The organism is Ruegeria sp. HKCCD7628 (genome assembly GCF_057221005.1).
Map to the genome: position 1 here is coordinate 47086 of NZ_JBWVBA010000009.1, position 16109 is coordinate 63194.

Annotated in this window: 12 protein-coding genes; 8 read left to right on the forward strand and 4 right to left on the reverse strand. The window is 59.8% G+C overall.

What is annotated here, in order from left to right; translation table 11 throughout:
* Window positions 1-23 precede the first annotated feature (23 nt).
* Window positions 24-2819 carry a DNA polymerase I gene (gene polA / locus AC2TAD_RS17010; protein ID WP_170355839.1) on the forward strand — a complete coding sequence of 932 codons (2796 nt, stop codon included), beginning with the start codon at window positions 24-26 and terminating at the stop codon, window positions 2817-2819.
* Window positions 2820-2863: 44 nt separating this feature from the next.
* On the opposite strand, the gene AC2TAD_RS17015 is transcribed toward polA, so the two are convergent.
* Both AC2TAD_RS17015 and AC2TAD_RS17020 read right to left on the reverse strand, forming a co-directional pair.
* Window positions 2864-3094: a DUF2798 domain-containing protein gene (locus AC2TAD_RS17015; RefSeq protein WP_170356052.1), complete on the reverse strand. Its 231-nt coding sequence runs from the start codon at window positions 3092-3094 to the stop codon at window positions 2864-2866.
* Between the two features lie 62 nt (window positions 3095-3156).
* On the reverse strand, window positions 3157-3912 hold the full coding sequence (locus AC2TAD_RS17020; RefSeq protein ID WP_480869073.1) for a hydroxypyruvate isomerase family protein: 756 nt from the start codon (window positions 3910-3912) through the stop codon (window positions 3157-3159).
* A 173-nt stretch (window positions 3913-4085) separates the two neighbouring features.
* Between AC2TAD_RS17020 and AC2TAD_RS17025 the strand changes: the two genes are divergently transcribed.
* On the forward strand, window positions 4086-5024 hold the full coding sequence (locus AC2TAD_RS17025; RefSeq protein WP_480869074.1) for a DMT family transporter: 939 nt from the start codon (window positions 4086-4088) through the stop codon (window positions 5022-5024).
* Here AC2TAD_RS17025 and AC2TAD_RS17030 read toward each other — a convergent pair.
* On the reverse strand, window positions 5021-5611 hold the full coding sequence (locus tag AC2TAD_RS17030) for a DUF1285 domain-containing protein (RefSeq protein WP_480869075.1): 591 nt from the start codon (window positions 5609-5611) through the stop codon (window positions 5021-5023). The genes AC2TAD_RS17025 and AC2TAD_RS17030 overlap by 4 nt on opposite strands.
* Before the next feature lie 52 nt (window positions 5612-5663).
* On the opposite strand from AC2TAD_RS17030, the gene AC2TAD_RS17035 reads away from it, so the two are divergent.
* From AC2TAD_RS17035 to AC2TAD_RS17060, 6 genes are all read left to right on the forward strand, one after another.
* Window positions 5664-6671 carry an AAA family ATPase gene (locus AC2TAD_RS17035; protein ID WP_170755170.1) on the forward strand — a complete coding sequence of 336 codons (1008 nt, stop codon included), beginning with the start codon at window positions 5664-5666 and terminating at the stop codon, window positions 6669-6671.
* Complete coding sequence (locus tag AC2TAD_RS17040; protein ID WP_480869076.1) at window positions 6668-7543, forward strand: DUF58 domain-containing protein; 876 nt, start codon at window positions 6668-6670, stop codon at window positions 7541-7543. The genes AC2TAD_RS17035 and AC2TAD_RS17040 overlap by 4 nt, the downstream gene beginning before the upstream one ends.
* A complete protein-coding gene (locus AC2TAD_RS17045) occupies window positions 7540-10302 on the forward strand; it encodes a DUF4159 domain-containing protein (protein ID WP_480869077.1) in 2763 nt (920 codons plus the stop codon). The genes AC2TAD_RS17040 and AC2TAD_RS17045 overlap by 4 nt, the downstream gene beginning before the upstream one ends.
* Entirely contained in the window at window positions 10299-12341 is a 2043-nt protein-coding gene (locus AC2TAD_RS17050) for a hypothetical protein (protein ID WP_480869078.1), read from the forward strand. The genes AC2TAD_RS17045 and AC2TAD_RS17050 overlap by 4 nt, the downstream gene beginning before the upstream one ends.
* 302 nt (window positions 12342-12643) lie before the next feature.
* Window positions 12644-14851, forward strand: coding sequence for a response regulator (locus tag AC2TAD_RS17055; protein ID WP_480869079.1), 2208 nt, complete (start codon window positions 12644-12646; stop codon window positions 14849-14851).
* Window positions 14852-15039: 188 nt separating this feature from the next.
* Window positions 15040-15324 carry a VOC family protein gene (locus AC2TAD_RS17060; RefSeq protein ID WP_353392909.1) on the forward strand — a complete coding sequence of 95 codons (285 nt, stop codon included), beginning with the start codon at window positions 15040-15042 and terminating at the stop codon, window positions 15322-15324.
* On the opposite strand, the gene yaaA is transcribed toward AC2TAD_RS17060, so the two are convergent.
* On the reverse strand, window positions 15312-16082 hold the full coding sequence (gene yaaA / locus AC2TAD_RS17065) for a peroxide stress protein YaaA (protein ID WP_480869080.1): 771 nt from the start codon (window positions 16080-16082) through the stop codon (window positions 15312-15314). The genes AC2TAD_RS17060 and yaaA overlap by 13 nt on opposite strands.
* Window positions 16083-16109 lie beyond the last annotated feature (27 nt).

Here is a 16109-nt window from a genome sequence, read left to right on the forward strand (position 1 = left end):
CCTGACCGACAGGGAGAGCGCGCATGAGCAACTTCGGAAAAGGATGTCACCTGCATCTGATCGACGGATCGGCCTTTATTTTCAGGGCCTATCACGCGCTGCCTCCGCTGACACGTAAGTCGGATGGTTTGCCAATTGGCGCGGTGTCAGGTTTCTGCAACATGCTGCAGAAATATGTCGAAGGGAACGCGGGGCCGGATGCGCCGACCCATGTGGCGGTGATCTTCGACAAGGGGTCACACACGTTCCGCAACGATCTCTATGACCTATACAAGGCCAACCGCGAGGCCATGCCCGAAGATCTACGCCCGCAGATGCCCCTGACCCGCGAGGCGACCCGCGCCTTCAACATCGCCTGCAAAGAGTTGGAAGGCTATGAGGCCGATGACATCATCGCCACGCTGGCCGTGCAGGCGCGCGAGGCTGGGGGGCGGGTGACTATTGTCAGCTCGGACAAAGACCTGATGCAGCTTGTGGGCGGCGGCGTTGAGATGCTGGACGCGATGAAGAACAAACGTATCGACAAGGATGGCGTGTTCGAGAAGTTCGGTGTGGGTCCCGAACGCGTGGTTGATGTGCAGGCGCTGGCAGGCGACAGCGTAGATAACGTGCCCGGCGCGCCGGGGATCGGGGTCAAGACCGCCGCCTTGCTGATCAATGAATATGGCGATCTGGAGACCCTGCTGGATCGCGCTGAAGAGATCAAGCAGCCCAAACGCCGCCAGACCCTGATCGAAAAGCGCGACCAGATCGAGCTGTCGAAGAAACTGGTGCAGTTGGACGAAAACACGCCGCTGGATTTCACGCTGGACGATTTGGAGGTGCAGGACCCCGACCCCGAAACCCTGCTGGGGTTCCTGGCGGATATGGAGTTCCGCACCCTCACCAAACGCATTGCCGACAAGCTGGGGGCCGAGGCTCCGGTGATCGCTGATGCGCCTGCGCCCGAAGTGGTGACCGAGGCTGAGGATATCCCCTTTGACGCCTCGAAATACGAATGTGTGCGCGATGCGGCGGCGCTGCAGGCGTGGATCGACCGGGCCTATGAAACCGGCTGGGTGGCTGTCGATACTGAGACCACCGGATTGAACGAAATGATCGCCGATCTGGTGGGCATTTCTCTGTGTGTCACGGCGGGCGAGGCCTGCTACATCCCGCTGACCCACCGCGATGGGGCCGCTGATGATCTTTTCGGGTCGGATGCACTGGCCGAGGGGCAGATGCCGTTGGATGAGGCTCTAACTTTGCTCAAACCGATGCTTCAGGACGCCTCGATCCTGAAGATCGGGCAGAACATGAAATACGACGCCAAGATTTTCGCGCGTTATGGCGTAGAAGTGGCGCCGATCGACGACACGATGCTGATGTCTTATGCGATGCATGGCGGTGAGCACGGGCATGGGATGGATACGCTGTCCGAGCGTTACCTGAATCACACGCCGATTCCGATCAAACCGCTGCTGGGGTCCGGCAAATCGGCCATCACTTTCGACAAGGTGCCGATTGACGAGGCGACGGCTTACGCCGCCGAGGATGCGGATATCACCCTGCGCCTGTGGAAGCTGTTCAAACCGCAACTGCATCAGGTGCAGGTGACGACGGTTTATGAGACGCTCGAACGCCCGCTGGTGCCGGTTCTCAAAGAGATGGAGATGCATGGCATCAAGGTGGACCGCGATGTGCTGTCCCGCATGTCTAACGCTTTTGCGCAGAAAATGGCCGGGTTAGAGGCTGAAATCCACGAATTGGCGGGAGAGAACTTCAATGTCGGTTCGCCCGCGCAACTGGGTGAGATCCTGTTCGACAAGATGGGGCTTGAGGGCGGTAAGAAAGGCAAGACCGGGAAGTATTCGACCGGGGCGGACATTCTGGAAGACCTCGCCACCGAACACGAGTTGCCCCGTCGCGTGCTGGATTGGCGGCAGCTTTCAAAGTTGAAATCGACCTACACGGATGCGCTGCAAACCCATATCAACCCGGATACAGGCCGGGTGCACACGTCGTATTCGATCACGGGGGCCAACACGGGACGTCTGGCCTCGACCGATCCGAACCTGCAGAACATTCCGGTGCGCACCGAAGAAGGTCGCCGCATCCGCGAGGCCTTTATCGCCGAGCCGGGTAATGTGATGGTCAGCCTCGACTACAGCCAGATCGAGCTGCGCATTCTGGCTCATATCGCTGAGATACCGGCGTTGAAACAGGCCTTTGCCGATGGTCTGGACATTCACGCCATGACCGCGTCCGAGATGTTCGACGTGCCGCTGGATGAGATGACGCCTGATATCCGCCGCCAGGCTAAGGCGATCAACTTTGGCGTGATTTACGGCATCTCGGGTTTTGGTTTGGCGCGCAACTTGCGCATTCCACGCGCCGAGGCGCAGGGTTTCATCGATCGGTATTTTGAGCGGTTCCCGGGTATCAGAGCCTATATGGACGACACCGTCGCGTTCGCCAAAGAGCATGGCTATGTGCAGACGTTGTTTGGCCGTAAAATCCACACGCCCGAGATCAATGCCAAGGGGCCGCATGCCGGGTTCTCGCGTCGAGCGGCGATCAACGCACCGATTCAGGGGACAGCAGCAGATGTGATCCGGCGGGCGATGGTGCGGATGCCGGACGCCATCAATGGGCTGCCTGCCAAGATGCTGCTACAGGTGCATGACGAATTGCTGTTCGAAGTGGCCGAGGATGCGGTGGATCAGGTGATCGGTGTGGCGCGCGACGTGATGGAGGGAGCATCGGATCCCGCCGTTAAACTGGATGTCAAGTTGAGTGTCGATGCCGGGCAGGGCGCCAACTGGGCCGAAGCGCATTAAGTGCGCGCTGCTCATCGGGCCCGGCGGGCCCTCTTTGCAGCGGGTCAATCCTGCGTCTTGACCCAACCTTCGACCATACGTTTGACGAAAGGTCCAAGGCTTAGAATAACAAGAAATGCGATGGGCCAACAAAAGGCCCAGGACCCGAACCAGTCACCCAGGGTGGTGGGACCAAAACCAACTGCCTTGACGGTTGCGATACCTGTAACGATACAGGACATCAGTCCTGACATGATCAGACCGAAAAGGGCGTGGGCGAAACGGGCTGGTATCATTGAAGGCGCTTTCGAAGTCGAGACGTTCTTCATTTGCTGGATTTTTTGTCAAGAATCCAGAGTTACGGAGTCATCCAACCAAGACTGTCTGCGGAATTTTGCGTGGACGGGGTGTATTCGGCACTGACCCAACCTGTGTACCCATGTTGGTCCATTGCCGCGAACAGGGCCACGAAGTCCGTTGGGCCTTTGCCCGGTTCAGCCCGGTTCGGCGCGGCACCGATCTGAGCATGAACAACATGTGGGCGATAGCGGTTCCAGATTTCCAGCGCGTCGCCATGGATCATATGCGCGTGAAAGCTGTCATATTGCAGGCCTATATTCGGGCGATCCACCTGGGTCAGAACCTCGGCGGCAAGCGCGTAGTCGTTCAGGAAGTAATCCGGTTGCGAGACAGGGTTCAGCGGCTCGATCGTGAACTGCTGCTGTGGCGCGGCATCGGCGGCCCATTGCAGGTTACGCACAAACGTTTCAAGCGCAAAAGGGCCCGAAGAATAGCCCGACATGATGTGGATCAGCCCCGGTTTCAGCACTTCCGCATAGCGTATCACCCGGCGGATATCGGACTGAAATCGCCCTTCGCCGCCTGGTACGGCCGCATAGCCCGGCTGCCCGCCGGTATAGTTGGGAGGTGGTGCGTTGATCAGCACAAGTTCAAGCCCATTGGCCAGTAGGGCGCGGCGGGTTTCCTTGGCGGCCAAATCATAGGGAAACAGGATTTCGACGGCTTTGAACCCGGCCTCAGCCGCTGCTTGGAACCGGTCGAGATAGGGCAGTTCGGCGAACAGCAATGAGATATTGGCGGCAAATTTCGGCATGATCAGACCCGGTTTGATGGTGGCTGGACCTTAGCGGGCCGGGTTTGGCGGTGAAAGGGCTTGAAAACGACAGATTGTCGAAAATCGGCCAGAACGCCCGGCGCGGATCAGAGACATTCGGGACAATGCGGCGAATCATTTCCGGTCGCCGATCCAACAGAAGGTCTGACACCATGGCGATGAGCCCTGACCCCGTGCGCGGGAACGCCCTCTCTGTGTCTGCCGGGCGCAGTTCTGCCTTATCGGGCAATGGCTTGGCGGTCGCCAGTATGTTGACGTGGGCGGCTGGGTTTCCGGCGGCTGAGGTGCTGCTGCAAAGCTGGCCTCCGGTCGCGTTGCTGGTGGCGCGGCTGGCGTTGGCGGTGCTGGTTATGGTGCCGATCTGGGTGCTGTTTGACGGCCCGACCCGTGTGCTGCGAGCACGTTGGGGTCATGCGATGCGGGTCGGCGGCACGCTGGGCGTGGCAATGTTCCTGATCATCCTCGCGCAGAAGCTGACCGATCCCGTGACCGTGGCGATCATTGCATCCTGCGCGCCCTTGTTCGCAACGGTATTAGAAGTGGCGACGGGCGCACGGCGGCTGCGGTGGAATTTTGCGTTGGGCGTGATCGTGTCGATTGTCGGTGGTTTAATTGCCACCAGCGCGGTGGCCCCGGCGCAGCTGGGCTTGGGTGCGGTTTGCGCCATTGCGTCCACGGGCCTGTTCTGCTGGGCCAGCATGGCGATTGCGCGGGATTTCCCCGATCTCAGCCAGACAGGGCGCAGCACCATCACCTTTGTCGGGGGGCTGGGAACCGCTGCCGTGTTGTTCGCCGGTGCCGCGCAGATGGGGATGGAGGTGATGCCTACCACCGCACTCGACATGCAGCAGGCGGGGATGCTGGTGATTTATGCGCTGATCTCCATGGGGTTGAGTCAGGTGTTTTTCATCGCGTCCGTGGGCAAGATCGGCGTGGCGCTGGCCTCATTCCACATCAACATCGCGCCATTTTACGTGATGCTGATCATGCTGGTGCTGGGCGAGGAGTGGAACTGGACCCGCGCGCTGGGCGCGGGGATCGTGGCAGTGGCCGTGATCCTGGCACAAGAGCGTCAGGCGCAGGCGGCCTAATCCGGTAGATCATCCGAGCGGATCAGAGGAAAAAACTGCCCGCCGGACCAGACGCCGAACCACTCACCACTATGCTCGGCGATGTCGACCAGCCGGTAAAAGCTTTTGCGGTCGATCCGCGCCTCTAGGTTTGCGCGTACCAATATATAGGGGGCAGGCTCCTCTGTTTCGGTATCAATGACAATCCGGAGCGGATGGTCGGCACCTGCGACTGCCGTGTCGCCCACATGTGTGGTGAATGTCAGCTTTTGCGTCTGGCCGCTGCCCTCGACCTCGAAATCGACGGCTACGAAAGGCACGTCCTCGACAGTGATTCCCACCTTCTCGACCGGGGTGACGAGGTAATATTTCCCGTCTTCTTTCTTAAGAATTGACGAAAACAGCTTCACAAGCTCGAACCTGTTGATCGGCGACCCTAGATAAGACCAAGAGCCATCTTTGGCGACATGAATGTCCAGATCGCCACAAAACGGAGGATTCCAAAGGTGAACCGGCGGCAAACCCCGCGTTTTGGCAGCTTTGACTGATGCTTCAATGCCATCTGGTGACGGGGTCACAGGTTTTTGTCCGCTCATTGCTTTTGCCATTTCCTCTCAGCGCGATACACTCTGCTTATAATAGTCCACGGAAGGGAAAGTCATGACCGAACCTGCCGACCTCGTGTCCGAGATCGAAGCGCTGGAATCGAAACTGCAAGAGGCGAAGGCCTCGATCACCCGTCGCTTTATCGGACAGGAGAGGGTCGTGGACCTGACCCTGACCGCGCTGCTGTGCGGCGGGCATGCGTTGCTGATCGGTCTGCCCGGTCTGGGTAAGACGCGACTGGTTGAAACGCTGTCGACCGTGATGGGCCTGCATGGCAACCGCATCCAGTTCACACCGGACCTGATGCCTGCTGATATTCTGGGGTCCGAAGTTCTGGATACCGCTGAAGATGGCAGCCGCCATTTCCGGTTCATTTCTGGTCCGATCTTTTGCCAACTGCTGATGGCGGATGAGATCAACCGCGCCAGTCCCCGGACGCAATCGGCGCTGCTGCAAGCGATGCAGGAGCGAACAGTGACAGTGGCGGGCGAGGATCGCTCGCTGGGTACGCCCTTTCATGTATTGGCGACGCAGAACCCGATTGAGCAGGAAGGCACCTATCCGCTGCCCGAGGCGCAGTTGGACCGGTTCCTTGTGCAGATCGACGTGGAATACCCCGATCGCCAGACCGAACGTGACATTCTGCTGGCCACCACGGGCGTCGAAGAAGATGACGCGCATGAGATTTTCACCAAAGAGGAATTGCTAGCCGCTCAGGTTCTGTTGCGGCGCATGCCCGTCGGAGATTCGGTGGTTGAGCTGATCCTCGATCTGGTGCGCGCCTTCCGCCCGGATGAGGCTGGCGTGTCCGAACGTGTGGCGGAAACGGTCGCTTGGGGGCCGGGTCCACGTGCGGCGCAGGCGCTGATGATGACAGTGCGCGCGCGCGCAATGCTGCAAGGGCGGTTGGCCCCGAATGCCGAGGACGTCTTGGATATGGCGCGCCCTGTGCTCAGCCACCGGATGGCGCTGAACTTTGCCGCCCGGGCGCGCGGGGACAGCCTTGCTGATCTGATCGAAAGCACCGCTGCCGGCTTGATCCGCACCGAGGCTGCGGCGTGAATGCTGCGCTGACCCTTCGTGAAAGATCCGAGGCCGAGGCGTCTCGGCTGCCGCCGCTGTTGGCGCGGGCTGAGCATCTGGCCGGAACCGTTCTGCTGGGCGATCACGGGCGTAGGCGTTCGGGGCTGGGTGATGATTTCTGGCAGTACCGCCCGGCCCAGATCGGGGACAGTCGCCGGATGATCGACCATCGCCGCTCGGCGCGCGGGGATCAGCAGTTTGTGCGCGAACGCGAATGGCAGATTGCGCAATCGGTGATGCTGTGGGTCGATCAGGGGGCCTCGATGCGATTTGCGTCTGACAATAACCACCCTACCAAGGCCGACCGTGCGCGTCTGCTGGGGCTGGCCACGGCCATCCTACTGGTGCGAGGCGGAGAACGCGTGGGCCTGACCGGCACCACCCTACCGCCACGGCGCGGCAACGCACAGATCGTGCGGCTGGCGCAGGCCTGGTCCGAAGATGCCGAGGCCGATTATGCGCCGCCCGAACACCGCGCCATGATCCCACATGCGCGGGCTGTGTTCATTTCCGATTTTCTCGGACCGATGGATGAGGTCGAACTGGCCCTGACCAAGGCTGCCGACCGGGGCGTGCGCGGTGTTCTGTTGCAGGTTCTGGACCCAAACGAGGAAAGTTTTCCCTATCGCGGTCGGACCATATTCGAAAGCGTCGGCGGCACGACCCGCCACGAGACATTGAAAGCCGGAGAGCTGCGCGACCGCTATCTGGATCGGCTTGCCAGACGCAAGGACGCGCTGACGCAGTTGTGTCGCGCGACTGGCTGGCAGCTTGGGTTGCACCACACGGGTGACAGCGCGCAGGCGGCTCTGCTGTGGCTCTATCGTGCGTTGGATCGGGGGTCTGTATGACGGTTTTGGCGGGTATTGGCTTTACTGCGCCTTGGGTGCTGCTGGGTTTGCTGACCTTGCCGATCCTGTGGCTGATCCTGCGTGCTGTGCCACCTGCGCCGATCCGTCGGTTGTTCCCGGCGGTGACGTTGCTGCTGGGCTTGAAAGATGAAGAAAGCGTCTCGGATCGGACACCCTGGTGGCTATTGCTGTTGCGAATGCTGGCAGCTGCGGCGATCATCATCGGGCTTGCAGGTCCGGTTCTGAACCCCTCGCGTGATCAAGCCGGGTCAGGACCGTTGATGTTGGTGCTGGATGCCAGTTGGGCCGGGGCCACGCAGTGGTCGTCGACGCTGGACCAGATCGATGCGCAACTGGCTGAGGCTGGGCGCGCTGGGCGGACCGTTGCAATCCTGAGCCTGACCCAACCTGAGATGCCGGTGTTCCAGTCTGCCGAAGACTGGCGCGGCAGGTTGCCCGGTCTGGCGCCCGCCCCGTGGCAGCCAACCGAGATCCAGATAGAACAAAGCGCTGCTGCGTTGAACCAGCTAGATGGCGGGTTCGATACGCATTGGTTCAGCGACCGATTGGACTATGACGGGTATGACGCGATCCTTGCAGAGTTGCAGCGGCGGGGCGAAGTGACGGTGTATCAGTCTGCCTCGCCTGTATTTGCGATCCTGCCGGCGTCTTATCAGGACGGGCTTATACAACTGACCGCGCAACGGTCTGAGGCCGGACCGGCTGAGGAAATCTCTGTTCTAGCACAGGGCCGCGATCCAGCCGGTGCGATGCGTGTTCTGCAGTCGGTGGATATGACGTTCGACAGCGGTGAAACACAGGCCCAGGTCGATCTTTCCTTACCGTCCGAGTTGCGCGCCCGCATCACGCGGTTCGAAATCCAGGGCCAACGCTCGGCCGGCGCTTTGACACTGACCGATGACAGCCTGCGGCGACGCGAAGTTGCCCTGATCGCCGGCACCTTGAACCGCGAAGGGCTCGAGCTGTTGTCACCGCTGCACTACCTGACGCAGGTGCTGATCCCAACGGCAGATTTCGTCGAGGGTGGTTTGCTGGACGTTTTGCCCGCCAACCCGGACGTGATCGTTCTGGCTGATGTGGCGAAACTGTCCGCGGGTGAGCAAGAGGCCGTGGTCGAATGGGTTGAACAGGGCGGGTTGCTGTTGCGCTTTGCCGGGCCACGTATGGCCGCCAGCGATCTGGGTCGCGACGCCGAGGATGCTTTGCTGCCGGTGCGCCTGCGCAGCGGGGGCCGCTCGGTCGGAGGTGCGATGAGCTGGGGCGAGGCCAAGGGGCTGGCTCCGTTCCCGGAAGAATCGCCCTTTTACGGGCTCGAGGTGCCGTCGGACGTTTCGGTGACCACGCAAGTAATGGCCCAACCCGACCCTAATCTGGCGGATCGGGTGATTGCCTCGCTTTCGGATGGCACACCGCTGGTGACACGCAAGGCTTTGGGTCTGGGGCAGGTGGTGCTGTTTCATGTGACTGCAGATGCGGAATGGTCCAGCCTGCCGCTGTCGGGTCTGTTCGTCGAAATGCTGGACCGTCTGGCGGTCGCGTCGGCGGCCAAGTCACGGCAAGAGTCACAGTTGCAGGGCACCACGTGGGAGCCGATTCAGGTAATGGACGGCTTTGGTACCCTAACGGATGCAGGCAACCTGTCCGGTGTGGACGGTGTCGATCTTGTCTCGGGCCAGATCGGCCCGGATCTGCGTCCGGGGCTGTATGAAAGTGGTAAACAAAAGCTGGCGCTTAACGTTCTGACCGAGGATGCGGCTCTGACCCCTATTTCCTGGCCAGCTGATGTGCCGATCAAGGGGCAAGAGATCAGTAGCGAGACCCCGATCGGCGGCATACTCCTTAGCCTCGCGCTTTTGCTGCTGACGTTGGATGTTATAGCGTCACTTGCGCTGTCAGGACGTCTGGGATTGGCGCGCGCTGCGGCTGTGGCGCTGGGCGCTGTGCTGATTGCCCCCGACGCGCAGGCGCAGACGCCAGAAGATACCGAGTTTGCCTTGAATGCCACGACCGAGCTGGTGCTGGCGCATGTGTTGACCGGCAACGCAGAGGTTGACGATATCGCAGGCGCGGGCATGCGCGGGCTGGCGCAGACGCTGTTCTACCGCACATCGGTCGAACCGGCCGACCCAATCGGAGTGGATCTGGAACGTGATGAGCTAGCCTTTTTCCCGTTGCTCTACTGGCCGATCACTCCGGATCAACCGCAACCCTCGGCCGAGGCATATTCCAAGCTGAACGCCTATTTGCGGTCGGGCGGGATGATCCTGTTTGACACGCGCGATTCAGATGTGGCGCGGTTCGGCGCCGCCAGTCCCAATGGCCGCAAGTTGCAGCAACTGGCAGGACCGCTGAACATCCCATCGCTCGAACCTATTCCCCGTGACCATGTGCTGACGAGGACCTTCTATCTGCTGCAGGATTTTCCCGGTCGGTATGCAAGCACGGATGTTTGGGTCGAGTCTGCACCGCTGGATGCTGAGCAGATCGACGGGATGCCGTTCAGGAACCTCAACGACAATGTGACGCCTGTGGTGATCGGCGGCAATGACTGGGCCGGGGCATGGGCCGTGGATCGAAATGGTCAGGCGCTTTTGCCCGTTGGGCGCGGCTATGCTGGGGAACGTCAGCGTGAGCTGGCCAACCGCTTCGGGGTCAATCTGGTGATGCATGTGCTGACCGGAAACTACAAATCGGATCAGGTACATGTACCTGCGCTGTTGGACAGGTTGGGACAATGACCGGAACCGTACTTTTTGACCCGTTGATCCCGTGGACGGTTTTGGCTGTTGTGGCTGCCATTGCCGTGGCGGGTGTGGCGTTGGCCCTGTGGCGTGGGCTGTCGGGCTGGGCGTTGCGTGGTTTGGCGGCGCTGGTGGTGGTCGCGGCATTGACTGGGCCCGTTTATCAGGTCGAAGATCGCGCTCCGCTGACCGACATCGTATTGATGATCGAAGACGAAAGCGCCAGCCAGACTTTGTCGGACCGGGCTGAACAAACGGTCCAAACCGCCGATAATCTGGCCGCCGAGATCGAGTCTCGCGACAACACCGAACTGCGTCGTATCAAAGTTGGCGACGGTGAGGGCGACGAGGGTACTCAGGTCATGGCTGCGCTGAACGAAGCGCTGGCCGAAGAGCCCCGCGCCAGAATTGCGGGCATTCTGGTCGTCTCGGACGGTATCATCCACGACGCAGAGCAGGCGCCGGACCTTCCTGCGCCAATGCACCTTTTGCAGACGGGACGTGCCGATGATTGGGATCGTCGTCTGATCGTTCGTAACGCTCCGGCCTTTGCCATTATCGGCGAGCCCGTCACCCTGACATTGCGGGTCGAAGACAGCGGTGCCGCTCCGGCGGGTGCGGCAACCGCCCCGCTAGAAATCTCGGTCGATGGCGCCGAGGCAGAGCATTTTACCATTCCCATCGGTGTCGATGTCGAGTTGCCCATCACGCTGCCCCATGGCGGGCGCAATGTTCTGCAGTTCACGGTACCACAGGCCGAGGGCGAGCTGACCGACCGCAACAATACAGCGCTGATCCAAATGAACGGTGTGCGCGACCGGTTGCGGGTGCTGCTGGTCTCGGGCGAGCCGCACCCCGGCGGGCGGACTTGGCGGAACCTGCTGAAATCCGACAGCTCGGTTGATCTGGTGCATTTCACCATTCTGCGCCCACCCGAGAAACAGGACGGTGTACCGGTTGACGAACTTTCGCTGATCGCTTTTCCAACGCGCGAGCTGTTTCTCGAGAAGATCAACGATTTCGACCTGATCATCTTTGACCGCTACAAGCGTCGCGGCATTCTTCCGGCGATCTATCTGGACAATGTCAGCAACTATATCAACGAAGGTGGCGCTGTGCTGATCGCCGCGGGGCCGGATTTTGCCAGCGCCGACAGTATCTTTCGATCTCCGCTTGCGCCCATACTTCCCGCACAGCCGACCGCGCGTGTGATCGAGGAGCGGTTTGTTCCGATGGTAAGTGATCTGGGTCGCAGGCATCCGGTGACGACCGATTTGGGCGACTCGGATCAATGGGGGGCGTGGTTACGCCAGATCGACGTCAAGCAACGCAAGGGTGACGTGCTGATGACCGGAGTGGAAGACCGGCCATTGTTGGTGCTGGACCGGGTGGGCGAGGGTCGCGTGGCCATGCTGGCCTCGGATCACGCCTGGCTGTGGAGTCGCGGTTTCGAAGGCGGCGGGCCGCAGTTAGAACTGTTGCGCCGTCTGGCGCATTGGATGATGAAAGAGCCCGAGCTGGAAGAAGAGGCCCTGTGGGCCGAAGCCAACGGCCAAGTCATGCGCATTATTCGCCAGACTTTGGAAGATGAAGTTGGCCCGGTCACTGTCACGCAACCCAATGGCGAAACGCTTGAGGTGACATTGGACGAGGTCTCACCCGGTCGGTTCGAAGCGCAATATTACGGGCCCGAGATTGGCCTTTACCGTTTGCAGGAGGGTGAGCACTCGGCGGTGATCGGCCTTGGCCCGGCCGCGCCAAAAGAGTTCGAGCGCACGATTGCCACCTCGGAGGTGCTGGACCCTATTCTGGCGGAGCTGCGCGGAGGCACCATCCGGATCGAGGATGGTATGCCGTCAATCCGCAATGTGCGGGCCGGTCGACCGGCCTCGGGTCGCGGTTGGATCGGCCTGACGCCGCGCAACGCTTATGAAACGCGGGATGTGACTCAGGCCGGATTGTTGCCGCCATGGTTGGTTTTGCTGTTGGCTGGCGGTTTCCTGATTGGTGGATGGATGCGCGAAGGGCGGCGTTGATCCCGAAGTCTCTGACGACAAGGCCCCGTTTGGTCAGAGCACCGAGCGTCGTTCCGCCCGCTGGCAACAGGGTGGTCAGAGTATTTGGCATGCAAGCTTGGGCAAACCGATCTGGCCGTCTGTTACGCATTCTGACAGCGTCGAGCGACAGGGCCGATGGCTGACAATTTTCTGTGCGCGGCATGAAGCTCCTTAGGTTTCATCCAATCCCTGATCCACGATCAGCTGCTCAGGTGACGGCTTAAACACTTCTTCACGCTCTGCCGCGATGCTGGGTTGGAAATGCTTTGGGATCGTCACGGATGAGTCTTGCAACAAAACTGGCACAGGAAAGACGCGCGCGGCTGGCTGCCGAACGGTTGCTTGAGATGAAACAGGCCGAGCTGTCGGCGGCCAATCGCAAACTTGGCTTGCACGCGATGGCCCTGACCAAACGTATTGGCGAAACGCAGGCCGAGGTTGAGACCGTTCGCGATGAGAACGAAAAGGTCAAATCTGATCTGACGCTGGCCAATGCCAAGATCGAAGTGGCCGAGCGTCGGCTGTGGCATTCGATACAGACATTCCATGACGGGTTTGCGTTTTTCGATGGCGACAATCGCCTGATCGGAGCGAACACGGCCTACCTGAGTGTGTTCGAAGGTATTGACGAGGTTGCGCCCGGTATCGCCTATCCCCGTATTCTGGAAATTCTCACGACCGAGGGATTGATTGATCTTGGCGATGAAGATGCGTGCGATTGGATACGGCGAATGCAGGCCAGGTGGGCGAAAACGAACCCCGAGCCTGAAATTATTCGCCTTTGGAACGGCCACTACTTCAAACTGATTGACCAGCGCGGCAACGGGGGGGACGTGGTCAGCCTGGCGCTGAACATTTCTGCGTCGGTCCGACACGAGGCCGAGCTGAAAGCCGCACGTGAAAGGGCTGAAGCCGCAAACCGCGCAAAGTCTGCGTTTTTGGCAAATATGAGCCACGAAATCAGAACCCCGATGAATGGTATCGTGGGCATGACCGAACTGATTTCGGAAACGCCACTGGATGAAGAACAAAGGCTCTATCTCAATACTATCCGCAATTCGGGCGAGGCATTGTTGGTCATCATCAATGATGTTTTGGACTATTCGAAGATCGAAGCTGACAAGCTGATCCTGCATCCCGAACAATTCGATTTTGAGCGATGCATACTGGAAGTATCTATGCTGCTGCAGCCCAGTGTTCGGGACAAGGGGCTGACATTGCTGGTCGACTACGACCTTTTCCTGCCAACTCTCTTCATGGGTGATCCGGGGCGCGTGCGTCAGGTTTTGACCAATCTGGTTGGCAACGCAGTCAAGTTCACGTCACACGGTCATGTGCTCATTCGGGTAACAGGAGTACCCAATACGGATCTGCGCACCTGCGATATCCATGTGGCAATCGAGGACACCGGGATAGGCATCGATGCCGAGAAAATTGACCATATTTTTGGTGAATTCAACCAGGTCGAGGATGAACGCAACCGGCAGTTTGAAGGAACAGGGTTGGGTCTGGCCATCACTAAACGGTTGATCGCTTTGATGGGTGGCACGATCTGGGTTGAAAGTGAACCACGCGAGGGCTCGTGCTTCGGGTTCCGAATTTCTCTGCCGACAATTGAAGGCCCCCAGCCCGAACCGCCCGATCTGGCGGAGGGGCTGAGGCACGTCATCGTGGTCGAAGATATGGCTGTAAACCGTGCCATCCTGGCCAAACAGTTCAGTCGTCTGGGGGCTCGGGTAACGGTTTGTAGCTCTGGCAGCGAAGCGTTGTCGAAGATTGAAGACAGCGTGGGACTTATTCTGTGCGATCACGATCTGCCTGACATGGATGGATTAGAGCTTGCCACCACACTCAAGGACCGGGGACGGGACGACCTGCCCATTGTCCTGATGTCGGCCAACCCAGCAATGATCCACGCCAATCCAGCCCGCCATCTTATTGAAGGTGTTCTGCAGAAACCCATACCCAGAGCCGAACTCTATTCGCGACTGACCGCTTTGGGTCGCGCAGCGCAAACGGATGACGTACCGCCTGTTACAACCATAGCGGCTTCCTTGTCCAACGGATCGCAAAAACGGCTCATGCGGGTTCTGGCCGCCGAAGACAACAGGACCAACCAATTGATCCTGCAAAAAATGGTTAAAGATCTGAACATCGATCTGCGCTTTGCAGCAAACGGAACTGAGGCTGTTGAGGCTTATCAGGACTTCGACCCCGATCTTGTTTTCATGGACATATCTATGCCAGGCATGGACGGCAAACAGGCGACGGCAGAAATCCGACGACGAGAGATTGAGACAGGCCGCCACGTTCCCATCATCGCCCTGACGGCGCATGCAATGGCAGGAGATGATCAGGGTATCCTGTCGGCGGGGTTGGACCATTATCTGACCAAGCCGCTGCAAAAGCGGAAAATTCATCTGATGATCCAAAACCACCAACCTGATGGGACACACCCGTTGATTGCCGATGCGCATGTGCCGGGCTAGGCTTTCACAATGACTGAACTCCGCGGCTTTCACCCTCGCGCCTTGGGCGAGATCGCCATCCGCTGCGCTGATATGGCGGCGATGGTGGCGTTTTACGAAGACGTCATCGGCCTGCAGCGCCTGAGCGGCGACTACAACAGCGCCATCACCTTTTCCGCATTGCCGAAGGCTTTTCAGGTCATACGCAGGTGCTGGCCCTGTTCCATCATGCTGCCGCCCCACGACCGGGGCTGCACCCCAGCGGTGCCGACCGACCTGCCACAGGGGCCGGATCATCGCTGCACCACATCGCGCTGTCGCTACCGTTCGAAGAGCAAGAGGCCGTGATGCGCTGGTATGACAAAATGGGCCAACCCTACCGGGTTGAGCAGTTCGGCTGGATCGGGTGGCGAGGGATTTTCACCGAAGACCCCGAGGGCAACACTGTGGAGTTGGTAGCCTATGATCCTTCAATGCTGAATCAGGACGAATAGGGGCGCACAAAGACCGGTTTATCGTCAGACGAAAGGTCGGGACGATAGGCATATCCGCCAGTGTTGAAATCCAACAGACCAGCCGGATCGGTTAGGCGGTGCTGAATGATATAGCGAGCCATGGCCCCGCGCGCTTTCTTGGCGAAAAAGCTGACGATCTTGGGGGTGCCCGCCTTGTCCTCCATGAACACAGGAGTGATCACCCGCAGTTTCAGCGCTTGTGGATCAACCGCGCCGAAATATTCCTGACTGGCGCAGTTCACCAGCACGTCCGACCCGATCTGCGCGCCCTGCGCGTTCAAAGCCTTGCTCAGCTGATCGCGCCAGTATTCATACAGGTTCTTGCCGCGCCGGGTTTTCAGCTTGCTGCCCATCTCAAGCCGATAGGCCTGAATGGCGTCCAGCGGACGCAGCACGCCGTAAAGCCCCGACAGAATGCGCAGGTGATCCTGTGCCCATGCCATTTCGTCGGCATCCAAAGATGCGGCTTCAAGCCCCTGATAGGTGTCACCGGCAAAGGCCAGCGCTGCGGGGCGGGTCAGATCGGCCTCGGGCGCATCAGAAAAGGCGCGATAGCGGTCGCGGTTCAGGCGTGCCAGATCATCACTGAGGTCCATCAGCTTTTTCAGATCGCCCAGCGTCAGGTTGCGGGCGGTTTTCGACAGCCGGATCGCGTCGTCCTGAAAATCGGGTTGAGTGACCGTCACATCGCGCTCGGCCCAGTCCAGCCGCTTGGCCGGGGAAATCACTACCAGCATATCCGCCCTTACTCCTTGCCTGATAGG